Genomic DNA, 16,197 nt, shown 5'->3' with positions numbered 1-16,197 from the left:
CAGTGTTATTAATTGATTAAAGAGGGCGTAGCACACCAATGCTACGCCTTTTTGTTTGAGGAATTGCCATGCCAACAGGAACCATCACCATGCTCGAAATTCAACAGCGCGATCATGAACGGGTCAATTTGTATATCGATTCGGTGTTTGCCTTGGGTATTAGCTTGCGCACATTGGAACAGCAAGGGTTATACAAAGGCAAGGTGCTGAGTGAAGCCGATTGGCAAGCCATCGCCAAGGCTGAAGAGATCGATAAAGCCTACAATGCCGCCTTAGTTTTTCTGGCGGCTCGGCCACGCTCTAGCCAAGAAATTCGCACGCGCTTGCGCCAACGTGAATTTCCTAATGAACATATCGATTTGGCAATTGAAAAATTGGCTCAACTTGGCTTGGTTAATGATGAGGCTTTTGCACGGTTTTGGGTCGAAAATCGCCAACAGCATCGGCCTAAGGGAGCCAGAGTAATTCAAGCAGAGCTGAGTCAAAAAGGGGTCAAACGCGAATTAATTAGCGAAGTGTTGAATGAATTAACTGATCAGAATGAAGAACAAGCACGAGCTTTCACCGTTGCGCGTACTGCCTTGCGGCGCTATGCCAACGAACCAACTAAAATGGCGTTTAGCCGCAAAATGGCGGGCTTACTGCAACGGCGCGGTTTTGGCTTCGACACAATCAAACCTGTGCTTGATCAACTTTGGCAAGAGCTGCAATCAAATAGCGAATCGGATGAAACTGAAACGGACGACATTGATTAAGCTGCTCGCCGCACATGGGTTTGGAGCAGTGACTGAATGGCTTTTTCGAGCGTCAGATAATTTTTTACCAAATTTGCTTGCATATCAAGCGAAACTAAGGCTGTGGCAACTTCAGGACGCAAGCCAACCAAAATTGTTTTTGTGCCAAGCAATTGGCCAGTTTTGGCAATTTGAATAATTGTTTCGGCTACAACTCGATCAATTAATGAAACTCCCGTAATATCCAAAATGATCGTATGGGCACTCGAACGTTCGATTGCTGCAAAAATATCGTGGCGTAAAGTTTGTGCATGCTCAGCGGTCATTTCGCCAATCAAGGGCGCAATTAACACCCGTGGCAAAACTGGAATAACTGGAATATTTAATTGAGCCACAATCGTTTGACTGGTTTGTAATTCGTTGAGAGCTTTCTGGAGAATTTTCTCACGTTGTGCTAAATCATTCAGTGCTTGTTGGAGTCGCTGGTTGCGTTCGGTAACTTTTTGCTCTAATAGATGCTGTAATTGCTGTGATTCATCTTCACGCTGGAGTAAATTGTAAATCTCCATGTGCAAGCTACTGCCAAATCGTTCAACTAATAAGGCTTGGCTGACAATTGCAATCGTCATCGTCACAAAAATAACCCAAAAATTTTCGATCATATCGATTGGTTGTAAAATGCCAGCCGATTCAAGTATACCAATTGAAGCTACAATTACAATTGAGGTAATTGCATTCAAAATCAAGACTTTTCGATTATTCAGTAGCGCACTGATAATTAAAGGAATCGTAAAAAAGACAAAACCATAGGTGCTATTTTCACGTAAAATCCCAACGACCGCATAGCCTATCAGTAACATCAATTGAATGCTAGCACTCACAATCATTGCCGCTCGTTGCAAATGATTACGGCGTAGCTGCTGGAGCGCAATCGCCGCACCGATGCCCATGGTTGAATAAGCACCCATCGCCATGAGCAGTTGTTTGAAGGTATCGGGGGTGGCAGGAAAAATCAAAAAAATAACCGCTGAACTGAGCACTCCAACGATCGCAATTCCAAATAAACCCAGCACAATCGCTTGGAATGCACGGGATTGGCGGCGTTCAATCAGGTTGGTTTGTGGTAATTGGGCAAACCATAAGCGCCAGCGGCTCAGCATAACCTGTTCCTCTTTGGTACTAATTCAATTCCAGCCGTTGATTAATCAGCGATAAAACTGCTTGTTCAAGATTTGCAAAGGTCTGAATTGCTGGGAAATTGATGTGGAGTGCGATCAGCGTTTCGGCAACTTCGGGCCGTAAACCGACCAAAATAGTGCGAACCTCAAGAAAACGCACAGTTCCAGCGATATGTAGCAAAGCCTTACCAATAAAGGTATCGATGGTGGTTACGCCAGTTACATCAAGAATGATTGTATGGGCTTTGTTGGCTTCAATTGCATTGAAAATGTTTTCAGCAAAAGCTTCAGCGCGTTCGCCCGAAACCTCGCCAACCAAGGGAATAACCAAAATTCGTGGCAAAATTGGCAAGACTGGGGTGCTGAGCTGGGTAAAAATCTGTTTGCTATGTTGCAATGTAGCTAAGGTATGCTGTAAATCAAGCTCGCGTTGTTCAAGCTCGGCCAGCGCTTGACTCAGGCTAGTGGTTCGCTCGTTAACCGTGATTTCCAATGAATCGCGTAATTGGTTCAGTTTAGCATCACGCTCTAAGGCTTCGTGCAAGGTGTGGCGTAGGTTGCTACCAAAGCGATCAACAATCACTGCCTGAAGAATTGTTAGCAAGCTAAATGTACCAACAATTGCTTGAAGATTAATTGGCAACAACAATTTACCCGCTAAGCCACGCGATTCTGCCAAACCGATTAGCAGAAAAATCGTCAGCGATAGGCTGGTCATAGCTAAAACAACTCGCCGATTGCTCAACAACCCAGCTAAGACAATTGGCATCGAGAATGAAACTAGTGTAAAGCCAACCGCTTGGGTATACACACCAATTGCCCAAAATGAAATCAACAATTGGATGAGAAAATTGCTGAGTAAAATCAAAATTGCTTGTTGCAGGGCATTAAAGCGAATCCGCCATAGCACCAACAACGAACTCAAGCCCATCACACCATAGCAAACCGCTGCCAACAGCATTTGATTCGAGGAGCCGCTAGTAATGGGTGCGGTAATAACTCCAATCGCCGAAACTAGGATTAGCGTGAGTACCATATGTTGTAGCAACATGGCTTGGCGACGTTCGACCACATGTTGTTGGGGCAAACGTTGAAGCCAGGCTTGCAAGCGCATAACCATAGAGGGGATTCCTTAGCTATCTAGATTCGCTTTATTATCCCCCCTTTGTCAATTATTTGCCTTGTTGTTCGTCCTGTTTTAAGTACCCCGTAGAGGGGATATTCGGGTTAGGCTGATCGCAGTGCAAGCGGCGCATTCAGCCCATTACTAATCTTCGGGGTTTGCTGAATGCCCGCTAGATCGCTAGCATCGAGCACGGCATTATAGGTTGCTTCAAATAGGGCTTGAATATCAGTAGTTTGGCCAGCGGCGATTTGCTCGACCAACTTGGCTGTGAATAACGAGTTTGGCTCACCAGGCAAAATGTAGGATTGTTCGCTATCTTGGCAGCCAGCCAAAAGCACTTGATTGGCAGGAATTGGATCGCCACCAGCGCTAGCAGGAATCGTGGCATTGCCAATAATTTGCTTAACCAAGCCTGCTGGTAATTCTTTGGCGATCAAGCCTGCTGGAGCCATCGCGCCTGTGCCACTATGGCAAGCGTCGAGCACCACCAATAACGGGGCTTTTTCACGAATTGGGGTCAGCCAAACGCGTAATTCATCATCGCGCACAAAACTGCCTACACCTTGCTCCAAGCCACATTCATACGGACACAAAAACTCCTCTTTACCATCGCTCTCGTCACCATTATCGTCGTCGAAGCTGGCTCCATGGCCTGAATAATAGACAATCGCCAGATCATCAACGGAGACTTCGCCCGCCAACCATTCCAAGGTCGCCTGAATATTGGCTTTGGTGGCTTGATCATCAAACAAGACTCGCTCAAGTAAGGGCTGAGTGCTCAAGGGTCGCAGCGCATTCAAAAAAACTTGGGCATCATCACGGCAGGTTGGCAACGGTGGAATCGCCGGATTGGCATAGACACTAACTCCAATTGCCACGACCAGCAAACGATTTGGCATAGATTGCTCCTTCTAGCGTTTTCCAATCGGAATAAAAGCGGCCCAATAAAATGGATGGACTAAATGCGGTTTATCAGGCTGGGCCAGCATTTTTTGCTTAGCCTTGGTCAAGATTTCGGCTTTATCAGCGCTTGGTTGTTGGCTCAGCAACTCAAAATAAGCCTCAACTAAATCCATGGTTGCCAACACATCAACCGACCACAAACTAGCAATAATTGTCGGACTACCGCGAAACATCAAGGCGCGAGTCAGACCATTGATGCCCTCGCCACGTGAAATTAGGCCCAAACCACCTTGGCATGCTGCCAAAAAAATCAATTCGGTATTGGGCATGCGTAATTCAAAAAGGTCATGAATGCCCAAAAATCCATCTTGCCCGCTCTGATCGCTACTGCAATCAGGCGCTGCCAAATTAAACACCAAGCCCGAAAATTGCGGATATTTATCGTTGAACACGCCATGGCCTGCAAAAATGATGTAGCGAATGGCCTGCTCAGTCAAAATTCGCTTGAAATTAGCTTCGTTGGATTGAAATTCAGCTTGATAGGGCGTGTGATCTGCTTGCCAAGCGGTTAGTTGCAAGGTGGTTCCATGCTCAGCCAAATCGCCTAATACCTTACTGAGCACACTAGTTTGGCTCAAATCGTTGTAGCTAATCAGCAATTCTTGGGCGTAAATATGGCCTGGATAGACGCTGGGCACATTGGTTTGGTAGTTGATGTTGTAAACGCCTAGCGCCAAATTTGGCGCTGGCGTTGCTGTTTGTTGCTGAAGTTGCAGCCAAAGGCTAATCGATTGGGCAGTGGAAATTGTGGCGTGATTCAGCCAATAAAATGGCACAAGATCACGGCAAATTTGCTCAGGCGTAGCTTGGTTAGGGGCTTTTTGGCGATAGGTCGCTGGATCAAGCGGCTGTTGATTGGCATCAACGGGATCATCAAAAAACAGTAAATCAAAGGGCAAATAATACAAAATTCCATCTGGAATGATGATTAATTGTTTGCCGCGCAGTTGCTCTTTTTGCCCCGCTGCCCATAGTGGCCCAAGCAAACACTCAACGACATGGCGATTGGCTCGAACAAATTCTTGCCAACGAGCAGCCCCACGCTGAGCATACCAAATCAAGCGGGCCACAGCATATTCAATTTTGGCGCGGCAGGCTAGCTCAAATGCTTGTAGCTGCTGACCATTGGCATACAGCAAATAGCTCCATTCGCTGCCAATCGTAAAGCTCAAAATCACCGTGTTGGGTCGTTCGGTCAAGGCTGTTTGCAAGCTTGGCCAGGTTACTAGCTGCGGCTGGAGTTCTTGATTTTGGCTTTCCAAGGCTTGGGCAATGCTGCTTTGAAGTGCTTGCCAATCGGCAAATGCGGCACGCTGATCGTTCAATAATTTAACTAGATCATCGCCAGCGGGCTGTTGCATCGCCAAGCGAATCGCCATACTTCGCGCGGCCAACGCGGCGGCCAGGGCTAGTCGTTGCTGCTTTAACTCAGGGCTAAGTTCACGCTCACGATCAATTTGGCTAGCCTCAAGCAGTTGTTCAAAGCCATGGGCACGCAGGCTTTCACTCAATTGCAATAAGCTGCTACGATCGTTGGAATGGTTGAAATGAAAATGCATGGCGCATTCGAACACCTGAAATTTATCTTGCAGCGCGGCCATTTGCCAATCGCTTTGCTGTACATTATTACGTAACATTTGCACCAATTCGCAGGCATTGGCATAGGCTTGTTGGGCTTTGGGCAGATCATTGAGTGCTTCGTAGGCTCGTGCCATGGTCAACCAAACCCGCCAGCCAGCATCGGGAATCAACACGCCGCGCATTTGGGCTTGTTTCAAGGCCGCTTGAGGATTAAGATCACTCAGATTCAGCGCTTTCAAGCAATTTTGGGCGGCACTCAAGGCCTCGGCTGGCTGCTTCAGCAACAATTGCACTTCGCTGATATTGGCAAACAACACCGCCTGCATCACCCGATCCGCCGTGGTTTGGTTGAGCAGCGCCAAGGCTTGTTGCAACAAGGTCAAGGCTTGTTGATAAAGCTGGGCTGGCTCCCCTAAATCCTGCAAGCTTGCCGCCAACTCGCTAGAAAACCAACCAGCCTCAAGCACCAAATTGGCTTGGAGCCAAGCAATATTGGCTTGATTGGCGATGATCAAGCTGCGATATTGGGCCAAATTTGGCTCTTGTTCAGCCAAAATTAATGCTTCGGCATAGGCTTGTTGCGCTTGAACAAGGGCTTGGCGATGCTTGGTATATTTCAGCCCTAGAAAATGTTCAGGTGGTTTATCGCCGCGCAACAACACTTGCTCAGTTTTGTCGTAGCTGACATAGCCACGATGATCAAGCAAATTGTTGCGTACAAAAGCGATATTGCCACGATTGATCGCTGCTAAACACTGGCCTTCACAATCATCAGCGGCCAACAAATTGACGAGCTTGACATAGCATTGTTCAGCTGCCGCGTAATCGCCCAGCATCACCAAACTATTGCCCTGCCATTGGGCCAATAAGCCACCAAAAGCCTGATTTTGGCTGGTGTGACTGGCAAAATTTGGCTCGGCCAGTAATTGCTGACTGGTTGCAAGGGTTGTGGCAAAACAGTGTTGGGCTAATTCAGGTTGGCCTGCTAAAAAAGCCAATTCGCCACGCAAGGCCTCGGTCAATAAACCTAATGGCGCAGTTGGGCTGGGAATTTCGGCGAGCAACGCTTGGGCTTGAGCCACGTTAAATAATTGATGTTCAGTCCAAGCCAGCCACCATTGCAGTACTACCCGATGGCGTGCCCCAATCTGCTCATCGATCAAAACCCCTGCCAACAAGGCCTGCCAATGGGTTTTTAGTTGCTGCAAAAGTAAATTTTTGGGCGTAGCAAAGCGCAAAATATTCGGCATTGGCAAATTAACTGCTGGCAACGGAACGCCACGTTGCGGAGCTGGCGCAGGCGCTTCCTCACCTTTACCTTCGTCGGGAGCAACTTCGACTGGCGTTAAAGCCCTAATTGCCTGCTGAAGTGCTTCAAGCAAGGCTTGATCATCAGTGTTATGTAGCCGATAAGCCAGCAAAACCGCCTCAAGCATTGCCCGCAAATCATCGATCAAGGTTGGTTTTAGTTGATCGTCGAGCCAAGGCACTAGCTGCTCGGCGGCCTTAGGATGCGCCTGTTGGGCACGCTTGAAACTCGCAATAATCCCAGCATAATCAGCCAAATCGCGTTCAAGCAAAATCAAACTAATCACTGCTTCAAGTTCATTCAGTTTGGCCAAACCTTGAATTATTGGCTGCCAAAGTGCGGCAATATCGCCAAACAGGGCATGGGCATGCAACTCGCAAGCATACAATTCAGCCTCATCGGCAACGCAAATCGTCCAGCTTGCCGAGCGTGGATCGCTGCTCACACTGCTACAAAACGAGCGCAAAGCATCGATTTGTTTGGCGTTTAGGGTTGGCTGGTCGGCTTGCCAGATGCTGGGAAGTTGCAAAGGTAGGTTGGTTTGCTGTTGCTGCAATGCGCAATAACGTTGTGGATTGCCATGCCAGAGTGCCAGTTGCTTGGCGCTCGCAGTTATGCGTTGACTAAAACCCTGATCGGGCCAACAATTGGCTTTAGCTTGTTGCTCCAAACCCTCAAATACCGCTGGAAGCCAATCGTAGAGCACCAATTGCAAAGCTTGGTGCAACGTTGCTCCTTGCTGATATTGAGGATTTAAGCGTTGTTTGGCCAGCCATTGAGTCAACCAAGCTGTGGTCATCGTTGCCTCCAAGCGCATTAACGGCAGCAGCGTAGCAAATGCACAACATTCGCGTGGCCATGCCAATTTTCGCCAATCTGTGGCTCTGATTGATTAACGTTCCAAGGAGTGATTTTATGCAACAGTTTTGGCGACGTTGGCAGCAATTGAGCAATTGGCAACGCTGGCTTGGGCGAATTATCATGGTGAGCTGCGTCGTAATCGGTTGGCAAGCTTGGCAACATCGCCCTGATGGCAACATTCACCTATTTGTACCAGCGATTGCCGGTAACAGTGTTTTGGTGCAAACACCCAACGCCAAGCAGATTATCATCGATGCCAGCACCGATCCAGTAACGATTATGGCAATTATGGGCCAACGTTTGCCATTTTGGCAACGCCAGATCGATCTACTAGTCTTGACCAGTAACGAGCCACAACAATTAAGTGGAGCCTTGGCATTAGCCCGTAGTTATCAGATTAATTTAGTGCTAACCCCTGCTTTCGAATCAAATCCCGTTGCTGCTGAGCTAGCCCAAGCCTTAACCCAACAACGGAGCAGGGTGGTATTGATCGAATCAGGCCAAAAAATGACAGTAGATCAGGTGCAACTGACGATTCTCGCTGCGCCCCAAGCCCAATCTCAAGCGATTATTCAGCTCCAGTTTGGGGCATGGCACAGCCTCATTGGTCTCAATCCAAGCGATCAAGTTGCCAAACAATTGACGGTAGCAGCAAATCAATGCCACGTTTTGATTTGGCCATGGTCGCGGGGCGATGATCGTTTGCTGGCCAATCGTTGTGGCGCACAAGCCCTGATTTATAGCCAAGGCCCACCAGAACAACAAGATCCGCGCAGTTATTTTGCCCGAGGCAGCCAAGAGCGGCGCTTGCTCCACGAAAAACTTGATGGCTCGGTGCATATTCACAGCGATGGTCAACAGATGTGGTTGCAAACCCACGCCCAACCCTAACCATGCTAAAATATGCCACATCCCCAAATCAAGGAGGCCAGTATGCGCAAAAAAGTTGCCCGTGCCTTATTTAACGATCAACCTGTTGAACCGTCAACTCCACCCAAATTGATTAGTTTTGGCAGCAATCGCAGCGATCAATGCACGTTATATGATGCTCCTGCTAAATTTGAACAATGCTTGAGCTGCGAGTATCGCCGTGGCAGCAAAGGGCTAGGCATTCTGTGTGGCCATCGTTTTGGGCTTGATCCAACCTATATCAATGGCATACTGACCCAAATCCAAGATGATGAGATTCGCCCGCTCTAACTAACGAATAACTCCACGGCGGATGGCGATTTCAACCAACCACAAACCCAAGGCCAGCGCAATCAGCCATGGCCACCATTGGGTACTGCTGGTTTGGTTGGAAACTTGCAGGCTAGGGGCAATTTGCTCCAAGCTGCCAATTTGGCCTTGACCAAGCCCAACCAATTGCTCCAACAGCACGGGGTTAGCCGAAACAGCCCATTCACGATTATAGGGATGAATCACGCCAGCTTGGGTTTCGAGCCGAGTTTGGCCTTGCTCCAACGCTGCCAAAATATGGTAAGCGCCAGTTTGTGGAGCATCAGCTACCGCTTGATAACGACCTGGCGCAATTTGGGGTGCACGTAACACCTGCTCGCTGCCATCGGGAGCCAGCACCCGCAAACCTACATCAGCCAAATCGTAGAGTTCGCCAGTTTCAGCTTGAGCATCGAGCGTGATAATCGCTTGATTCGGTTGCAATTCGCTGCTGATTCGTAGGTCGCCACGAGCTGGATTAGGATAGGTCGCAGCGATAATTTGAGCGAGGGTATTACCCCAGTTTGGCCAAGGTCGCCATGTTGCAGTCCAACGTTCGCCGCTATCTGAGGTAAAAGCAGTGGCGCGACCAAGCCCATATTGCCACGTGGCCAGCAAAATATCGCCCTCGGTAGTGGTCAGCAATTGCTCAGCGTCAGGTTTAGGGGTGACCGCCACATAGCCACCAAACGGTGGAATTTCGCCAAGGTTCAGGCCACGAATAGCAGGGTGTGGTGTAGCGAGGTTAGCCTGAAATTGACCTTCGGTTAATGGGTTTTCGCGGGCAATCTCGGCTTCTTGCAAGGTCAAACGCGGCAAATCATCAGGTTTTGAGGCAAAATGGTAGCGTCCCGCACCCAATTTGGCCAACGATTCAAGCAGCACAGTATCGGCATCGCCGCCAATCGCAATCGTCGAGAGCGTGATGCCTTGAGCACGTAACGGAGCGATCAGCGATTCGTAGGAGCTTTCGCCACCAGAACGACCATCGGTCAACAGCACAGCATGGCGTACTTTGCCCGTTTGTTGGGCCAAACCACCCATACCAACTTCCAAAGCAGCATAAATATCAGTTCCACCGCCAGCACTCAAACCAGCAATATTATTTTGAATTTCGCTGAGCTGCACACCTTGGCCAACTTTGGTAAAGGTCACCGTCCAATCGTTGGTATCATCGAAGGCCAACACGCCAATCGTATCATCGGCTCCTAACGAATCGGTTGCGGCAATCGCGGCAGCCTTGGCAAGGCTAAATTTATCTTTGCCCGTTTCGCCCAGCATACTTGCCGAGCGATCCAAAATGAGCAGTAAAGTGACGGTTGGGCGCTCACGGCGGGGCGGCGGTTCCATGGAAACTGGCAACAACTCTTCGAGCGGCGTGCCAGCATAACTGCCCAAGTTATAGCTATTGGTTCCACCTAATACAACCACACCATGGCCAAGGCTACGCACAAATTCACGCAAGGCCAATTGCTGATCAAGGCTTAAATCGTTGGCAGAAATATCTTGGAGCACGATTGAATCGTAGACACTCAGTTGGCTGAGGCTGGTTGGCAAGGCGGCGGGGCGTAAAGCTTCGGTCACCAAATTGGCATCTTCCAAAGCATCGCGCAAGTTAGCTGAGCTATCTGGTGAACGTTCGATAATTAACACGCGCGGTGGTGGGCCAACCACCGTCCAGGCATCAAGTTGATTATTGGCAGATTGTTGATCATTGGTAGCAAGCAAGGTTGCCTGAAAACGATGAAAGCCTCGAGCGCCAGCGGTCGATTGAAATGAAACCAGATTGCGGCCTTGCTCAACATCAATCGTTTGACCCGCCAAGCCCACGCCGTCGCTGCTCAATTCGAGGCGAACTTGACCATCAACGCTTGAATAGAGCACCACATCAGCGCTAAATCGCTCGCCTTCGCGTAAAGCTGGCGGCACGATTAGCGATTCCACCCGAATATCGGTTTCGGGGTAGCTGATTGGCACAGCGTGCAAACGAATTGAGCGCTGGGTAAATGTGCTAACCTGATTTTGCCCATTGGCGGTGGTGCTAGCGCCATCGCTGAACACAATAATATCGCCACCTTGGGGCAGCAAACCACCAGCAAATTGCAAGGCTCCCGCCAAATCGCTACCATTGGGATCAATCGCTGGGCGTTGGTCGGTTTGGCTTACCCGTACATCGGCCCCGAAGGCCAACAAACGCACCGGACGTTGCTCGATTTGTTGCTGGTAGAAGCGCAAAGCCTCATTCCAAGCAGCATCACGCAATTCGCCAGGCAAGTTGGCCGATTGATCAACTAGCAAAATCAAGGGACTAGCTTGTTGATTGGCTTGGTTACGCGGCAAGGCCAGTGCTAGCAAAATACAAACTAAGCTAACCAAGCGCAGCCCAACCACCCGCCAATCGAGGGTTGTTTTGCGGGCAATCCACCAGCCACTCAACACTATAACGAGGAATAATCCCAAAAATATCATGCAATCGCCATCGCGGGGTAATCTCAACAAATCATCATTTGAAGCATACCATACTATCGAAGGCAAAAGGCAAAAGGCAAAATTAATATTTGAGCAATTAAGCCACCTTGGGATTCAAAATAAATACTAATAGCCATATTTTGCTGTTTTCGCAGTTTCCAACCAGATCGTAGGCGCTTTTGACTTTTGATTTTTGCCTTCTGCCTTTTAACAAAGTTCATTCAAAAGTCGCTGATCATGGCGGGCAAACTCTGCTATAATGAACACGTCTGTTCGATTAATCAATTCCCCAAGCGCTGCCATGGGAGCAACGTTCGGGGCTTTTTCCTGTTCAAGCAGCAAAATTGCACTTGAACTCTATAGATTTTACGATAAAGGCGGGTGTATGGCGCAGGATAAAATTGTCATCAAGGGCGCACGTGAGCACAATCTTAAAAATATCGACATCGAACTACCACGCGATCAATTGGTTGTGTTGACGGGAGTTTCTGGCTCAGGTAAATCATCGTTAGCCTTTGATACCTTATATGCCGAAGGCCAGCGCCGCTACGTTGAATCGCTTTCCTCGTATGCCCGTCAGTTTTTAGGCCAACTCGAAAAGCCCAAGGTCGATTTTATTGGTGGGCTTTCGCCAGCAATCGCGATCGAACAAAAATCGGCTTCGAAAAATCCGCGCTCAACTGTGGGCACGGTCACCGAAATTTATGATTATTTGCGGGTCTTGTTTGCGCGGATCGGCGTGCCACATTGCCATAAATGTGGTAAAGCAATTGGCTCCCAAACCGCTGAGCAGATGGTTAATCGGGTGCTAGAGTTGCCCAAAGGCACGCGCTTTATGCTTTTAGCGCCGATGGTAGCGGCTCGCAAAGGCGAATACAAAGATATTTTTGACGATGCTCGATCGCAAGGGTTTTCGCGGGTACGGGTCGATGGCGAAATTCGCGATCTGCAAGACGAAATTAAACTCAATAAAAAAGTTAAACACACGATTGATATTGTGGTTGATCGCTTGGCTGTGCCAACCGAGGATGATGAAACCTTTCGTTCACGGCTCAACGATAGTGTGGAAACCGCCCTGCGCACTGCTAATGGCACAATTATTATTGCCATTCCTGAGTTTGCCCAACAAACCGAAAAATCAAAATCGAAAAAAGCCAAGGCTAAAGCGGTTGCCGCCGAAGTTAATGAAGAAGAATTGCTGCCCGAGGAAGAATCAAGCATTAGCGGCATGAATGCTGCTGGCGATATTGTGATGAGCGAGGATTATGCCTGTGTTGATTGTGGTATCTCGTTCCTTGAACTCAACCCACAAATGTTTTCGTTCAATGCGCCGCAAGGGGCTTGCCCAGAATGTGCTGGTTTAGGGACGCGCTTAGAAGTTGATGCAGAACTGCTCGTGCCAAACCCCAATTTATCGTTGCACGATGGGGCGGTAACCTATTGGGGCGAGTTGCGCAAGAAAGTTGGCAGCTGGGGCTATCGTGCTCTGCAAGCTATCGCCGCTCACTATCATTTTGATCTTGATACACCCTGGAAAGACCTCAGCCCACAGGTGCGTGAAATTTTAATGCAAGGCTCGGGCAGTGAAAAAGTGAAGCATGTTTGGAGCGAAGGTCAATCCAAGGGCGAGTATTATCGCCGTTGGGAGGGCTTGGGCGCAGAAATTATGCGGCGCTTCCAACAAACTGGCGTTGAAAATATGCGCGAACACTACCAACAATGGATGAGCGATCAGCCTTGTCATGCTTGCCATGGCGCGAAACTGCGGCCTGAAAGTTTGGCAGTGACAGTTGGTGATGAAAATGTGCAACAAATTTGCGCCAAAACTGTGGCCCAAGGCTATGCGTGGGCCTGTGGTTTAACTGGCAGCGATGCCCACTGGGTAAGCCGCGATGGCTTAGATACCACGGTGTTGCCGCTGTTGGCCGCTGCTCCAACCCCAACCAAACTCGATGGTCGGCAATTGGAGATTGCTGGCGAAGTGCTCAAGGAAATTCGTGAGCGCTTGGGCTTTTTGTTGAATGTCGGCTTGCACTATCTCACGCTTGATCGCTCGGCTCCCTCGCTGTCTGGCGGTGAGGCTCAGCGCATCCGCTTGGCTTCGCAAATTGGGGCAGGTTTGATGGGCGTGATGTATATTCTCGACGAACCATCCATTGGCTTGCATCAACGTGATAATCGCAAATTGATCGATACTTTGACCAAACTACGCGACCTGGGCAACACGGTGATTGTGGTTGAACACGACGAAGATACTATGAAAGCCGCCGATTGGCTGGTTGACTTCGGGCCTGGTGCTGGGGTCAACGGGGGCAGGGTGGTTGCCGAAGGTCGGCCCGAATATATCAGCAGCAATGGCTCGTTGACTGGCAGCTATTTGTCGGGTCGCTTGAAAATTGAAGTACCAGCAACTCGCCGCCCAGCCCATGGCCATATCACCTTGCGTGGTGCAACCCACAACAACCTCAATAACCTTGATATTACGATTCCCTTGGGCACGCTGGTCGCAGTGACTGGGGTGTCTGGCTCAGGCAAATCGTCATTGATTACCGAAACGCTATATCCAGCCTTAGCAAATTTGCTCAATCGTGCCCAACTGCGGGTTGGTAAATACGACACACTCGAAGGTTTAGAGCAACTTGATAAAGTAATTGATATTGATCAGCAGCCGATTGGTCGCACGCCGCGCTCGAATCCTGCAACCTACGTCAAGTTGTTTGATCAGATTCGTGAGGTGTTTGCCAATACGCCTGATGCAAAACTGCGCGGCTATGAGCCAGGTCGCTTCTCGTTCAATGTCAAAGGTGGGCGTTGTGAAGCTTGCCAAGGCAACGGTGAGCAAAAGATCGAAATGCACTTCTTGGCTGATGTTTGGGTGCGCTGTGATGAATGTAAGGGCAAACGTTACAATCGCGAAACCTTGCAAGTGCGCTACAAAGGCAAAACCATCTCCGATGTGCTGGATATGGATGTGCACACCGCGCTTGAATTCTTCGAGAACCACCCCAAACTCAAGCGGGTGCTGCAAACCTTGCACGATGTTGGCTTGGACTACATCAAACTTGGTCAATCGGCCACGACGCTCTCTGGTGGCGAGGCTCAGCGGGTCAAATTGGCCAAAGAATTAGCGCGGGTGGCCACAGGTCGCACAATCTACATTCTCGATGAGCCAACCACAGGCTTGCACTTCGCCGACGTACAAAATCTGTTGCGAGTCATTCAGCGCTTGGTCAAGGCTGGCAACACGGTTTTGGTGATTGAACATAGTCTTGATGTGATCAAAACCGCCGACTGGATTATTGATCTTGGGCCTGAGGGTGGCACTGGTGGCGGCCAGATTATCGCCCAAGGCACACCCGAAGAAGTTGCTTTGCATCCGACCTCACACACAGCGGTATTCTTGCGTGCTTTGCTACAGATTGGCTGAAATTAATTAGAAACACACTCTTTACTATATTTCAAATAGAAATATAGTAAAGAGTGTGTTTTCGCTCAAAATGGTTTATTTTGACTGAATTTCCCAAATAAAGATTTCCCCACCTGCTATACCTAGTAAGAGCATTTTGCTATCAGGATTCCAAGAAACTTCATATACGGTGTCACTATATGAACCCATTGTAGCTACATTCTCTCCAGTAATCTTCCAAACCTGTGCTATTTTCTGTAAAGATGCCGAAGCAATCATTTTACCATCAGGACTAAAAGCAATATCAAATATAAAATCGCCATCTGTTTTAATTGATCTGACAAAAATTCCATTTGAATCCCAAATATTTATAGTTCCATCCTTTGAGCCAGTTGCAAATAAACTCCCCGTATTATTCCATGATAGAGATGTAATTTCTGCTGTATGACGAGTTAATTTCGTAATTAATTTACCATTTTTATCCCATAATATTGCAGTTCCATCATCTGATGCAGAAACAAATCTATCACTATTAGGATGCCATAATATCTGATTTACATCATTTGTGTGTTCTTGAAGCTTTGCTATATTATTTCCTTTATTATCCCAAAGATTTATAATATGATCAGTTGATCCGGAAACTAAAAATTTTGAATTAGGACTCCATTCAAGGCACTTTATTTTATCAGAATGACCATTGAGAGTTTTTATATATTCTCCATCAGAATTATAAATTACAATACTATGTTCAGGATAATTTCTGGTGACAGAAAATAAATTACCATCGGGACTCCAATATATCAAAGACATTATCGTTTCATTGGCTATATCTTTGATAATATTATTTTTATTCCATATCTTAATTGTTTTATCATGAGAAGTTGATAAGATATTTTCAGTAATATTGTCAAAGGAAATATCTAATATGTCACTTGTATGACCTTCATAAACTTCTCGTGAATAATTATTTATATTTCTTCTAACAATAGTAGATCCGTTAGTATATATAACTTCTGATGAATTTATCCATATGGGATTAAATCCATAAAAACTCCTTTTTTCCATAAAAAAAGGAGTTGGTTCAACTGTTGGAGATTCAGCTGTTGGAGATTCAGCTGTTGGAGATTTGGTTGTGGCGCAGGATACACATAGTAAAATTATAAGGATAAATAGAAGAAATTTATTCTTCATCTACAACTCCTAAATATACTAACATATGCCAACCCTAGGCTCTGTCTGATAATTCCATGGTAGACTCTCCGCTAGGAGGTGTGTATGGCTCGCCATGAATTGAGTGATGCCCAATTTGCCGTAATTGAACCACTTTTGCCAGCCGGAACCCGCCGTGGTCG

10 protein-coding genes are annotated in these 16,197 nt (G+C 47.8%); 4 read left to right on the top strand and 6 right to left on the bottom strand.

Going from position 1 to position 16,197, the window contains the following annotated elements; translation table 11 throughout:
- The first annotated feature begins 68 nt into the window (after window positions 1-68).
- On the top strand, window positions 69-755 hold the full coding sequence (locus ABEB26_RS23405; protein WP_345724514.1) for a RecX family transcriptional regulator: 687 nt from the start codon (window positions 69-71) through the stop codon (window positions 753-755).
- On the opposite strand, the gene ABEB26_RS23400 is transcribed toward ABEB26_RS23405, so the two are convergent.
- The 4 genes from ABEB26_RS23400 to ABEB26_RS23385 form a co-directional block, all read right to left on the bottom strand.
- Window positions 752-1,894, bottom strand: coding sequence for an STAS domain-containing protein (locus tag ABEB26_RS23400; RefSeq protein ID WP_345724513.1), 1,143 nt, complete (start codon window positions 1,892-1,894; stop codon window positions 752-754). The genes ABEB26_RS23405 and ABEB26_RS23400 overlap by 4 nt on opposite strands.
- A 19-nt stretch (window positions 1,895-1,913) precedes the next feature.
- Entirely contained in the window at window positions 1,914-3,032 is a 1,119-nt protein-coding gene (locus ABEB26_RS23395; protein ID WP_345724512.1) for an STAS domain-containing protein, read from the bottom strand.
- A gap of 107 nt (window positions 3,033-3,139) precedes the next feature.
- Window positions 3,140-3,937, bottom strand: coding sequence for a caspase family protein (locus ABEB26_RS23390; protein WP_345724511.1), 798 nt, complete (start codon window positions 3,935-3,937; stop codon window positions 3,140-3,142).
- 12 nt (window positions 3,938-3,949) lie between these two features.
- Window positions 3,950-7,690 (bottom strand): CHAT domain-containing protein, encoded by a 3,741-nt coding sequence (locus tag ABEB26_RS23385; protein WP_345724510.1) that lies wholly within the window; start codon window positions 7,688-7,690, stop codon window positions 3,950-3,952.
- A gap of 116 nt (window positions 7,691-7,806) precedes the next feature.
- Here ABEB26_RS23385 and ABEB26_RS23380 point away from each other — a divergent pair, with 116 nt between their 5' ends.
- A complete protein-coding gene (locus ABEB26_RS23380) occupies window positions 7,807-8,643 on the top strand; it encodes a ComEC/Rec2 family competence protein (RefSeq protein ID WP_345724509.1) in 837 nt (278 codons plus the stop codon).
- A 42-nt stretch (window positions 8,644-8,685) separates the two neighbouring features.
- Window positions 8,686-8,952, top strand: a complete 267-nt coding sequence (locus tag ABEB26_RS23375) for a hypothetical protein (protein ID WP_345724508.1) — start codon at window positions 8,686-8,688, stop codon at window positions 8,950-8,952.
- Here ABEB26_RS23375 and ABEB26_RS23370 read toward each other — a convergent pair whose 3' ends face one another.
- Entirely contained in the window at window positions 8,953-11,439 is a 2,487-nt protein-coding gene (locus ABEB26_RS23370; RefSeq protein ID WP_345724507.1) for a VWA domain-containing protein, read from the bottom strand.
- A gap of 385 nt (window positions 11,440-11,824) precedes the next feature.
- Between ABEB26_RS23370 and uvrA the strand changes: the two genes are divergently transcribed.
- A complete protein-coding gene (gene uvrA, locus ABEB26_RS23365; protein WP_345724506.1) occupies window positions 11,825-14,866 on the top strand; it encodes an excinuclease ABC subunit UvrA in 3,042 nt (1,013 codons plus the stop codon).
- A 75-nt stretch (window positions 14,867-14,941) separates the two neighbouring features.
- On the opposite strand, the gene ABEB26_RS23360 is transcribed toward uvrA, so the two are convergent.
- The gene (locus ABEB26_RS23360; protein ID WP_345724505.1) at window positions 14,942-16,036 is read right to left on the bottom strand and encodes a WD40 repeat domain-containing protein; all 1,095 of its coding nucleotides are present in this window, start codon (window positions 16,034-16,036) and stop codon (window positions 14,942-14,944) included.
- Window positions 16,037-16,197: the final 161 nt, after the last annotated feature.

The organism is Herpetosiphon gulosus (assembly GCF_039545135.1).
Taxonomy (GTDB): domain Bacteria; phylum Chloroflexota; class Chloroflexia; order Chloroflexales; family Herpetosiphonaceae; genus Herpetosiphon; species Herpetosiphon gulosus.
Note: the sequence above shows the minus strand (reverse complement) of the source record. Positions and strands in the feature narration are given on the sequence as shown.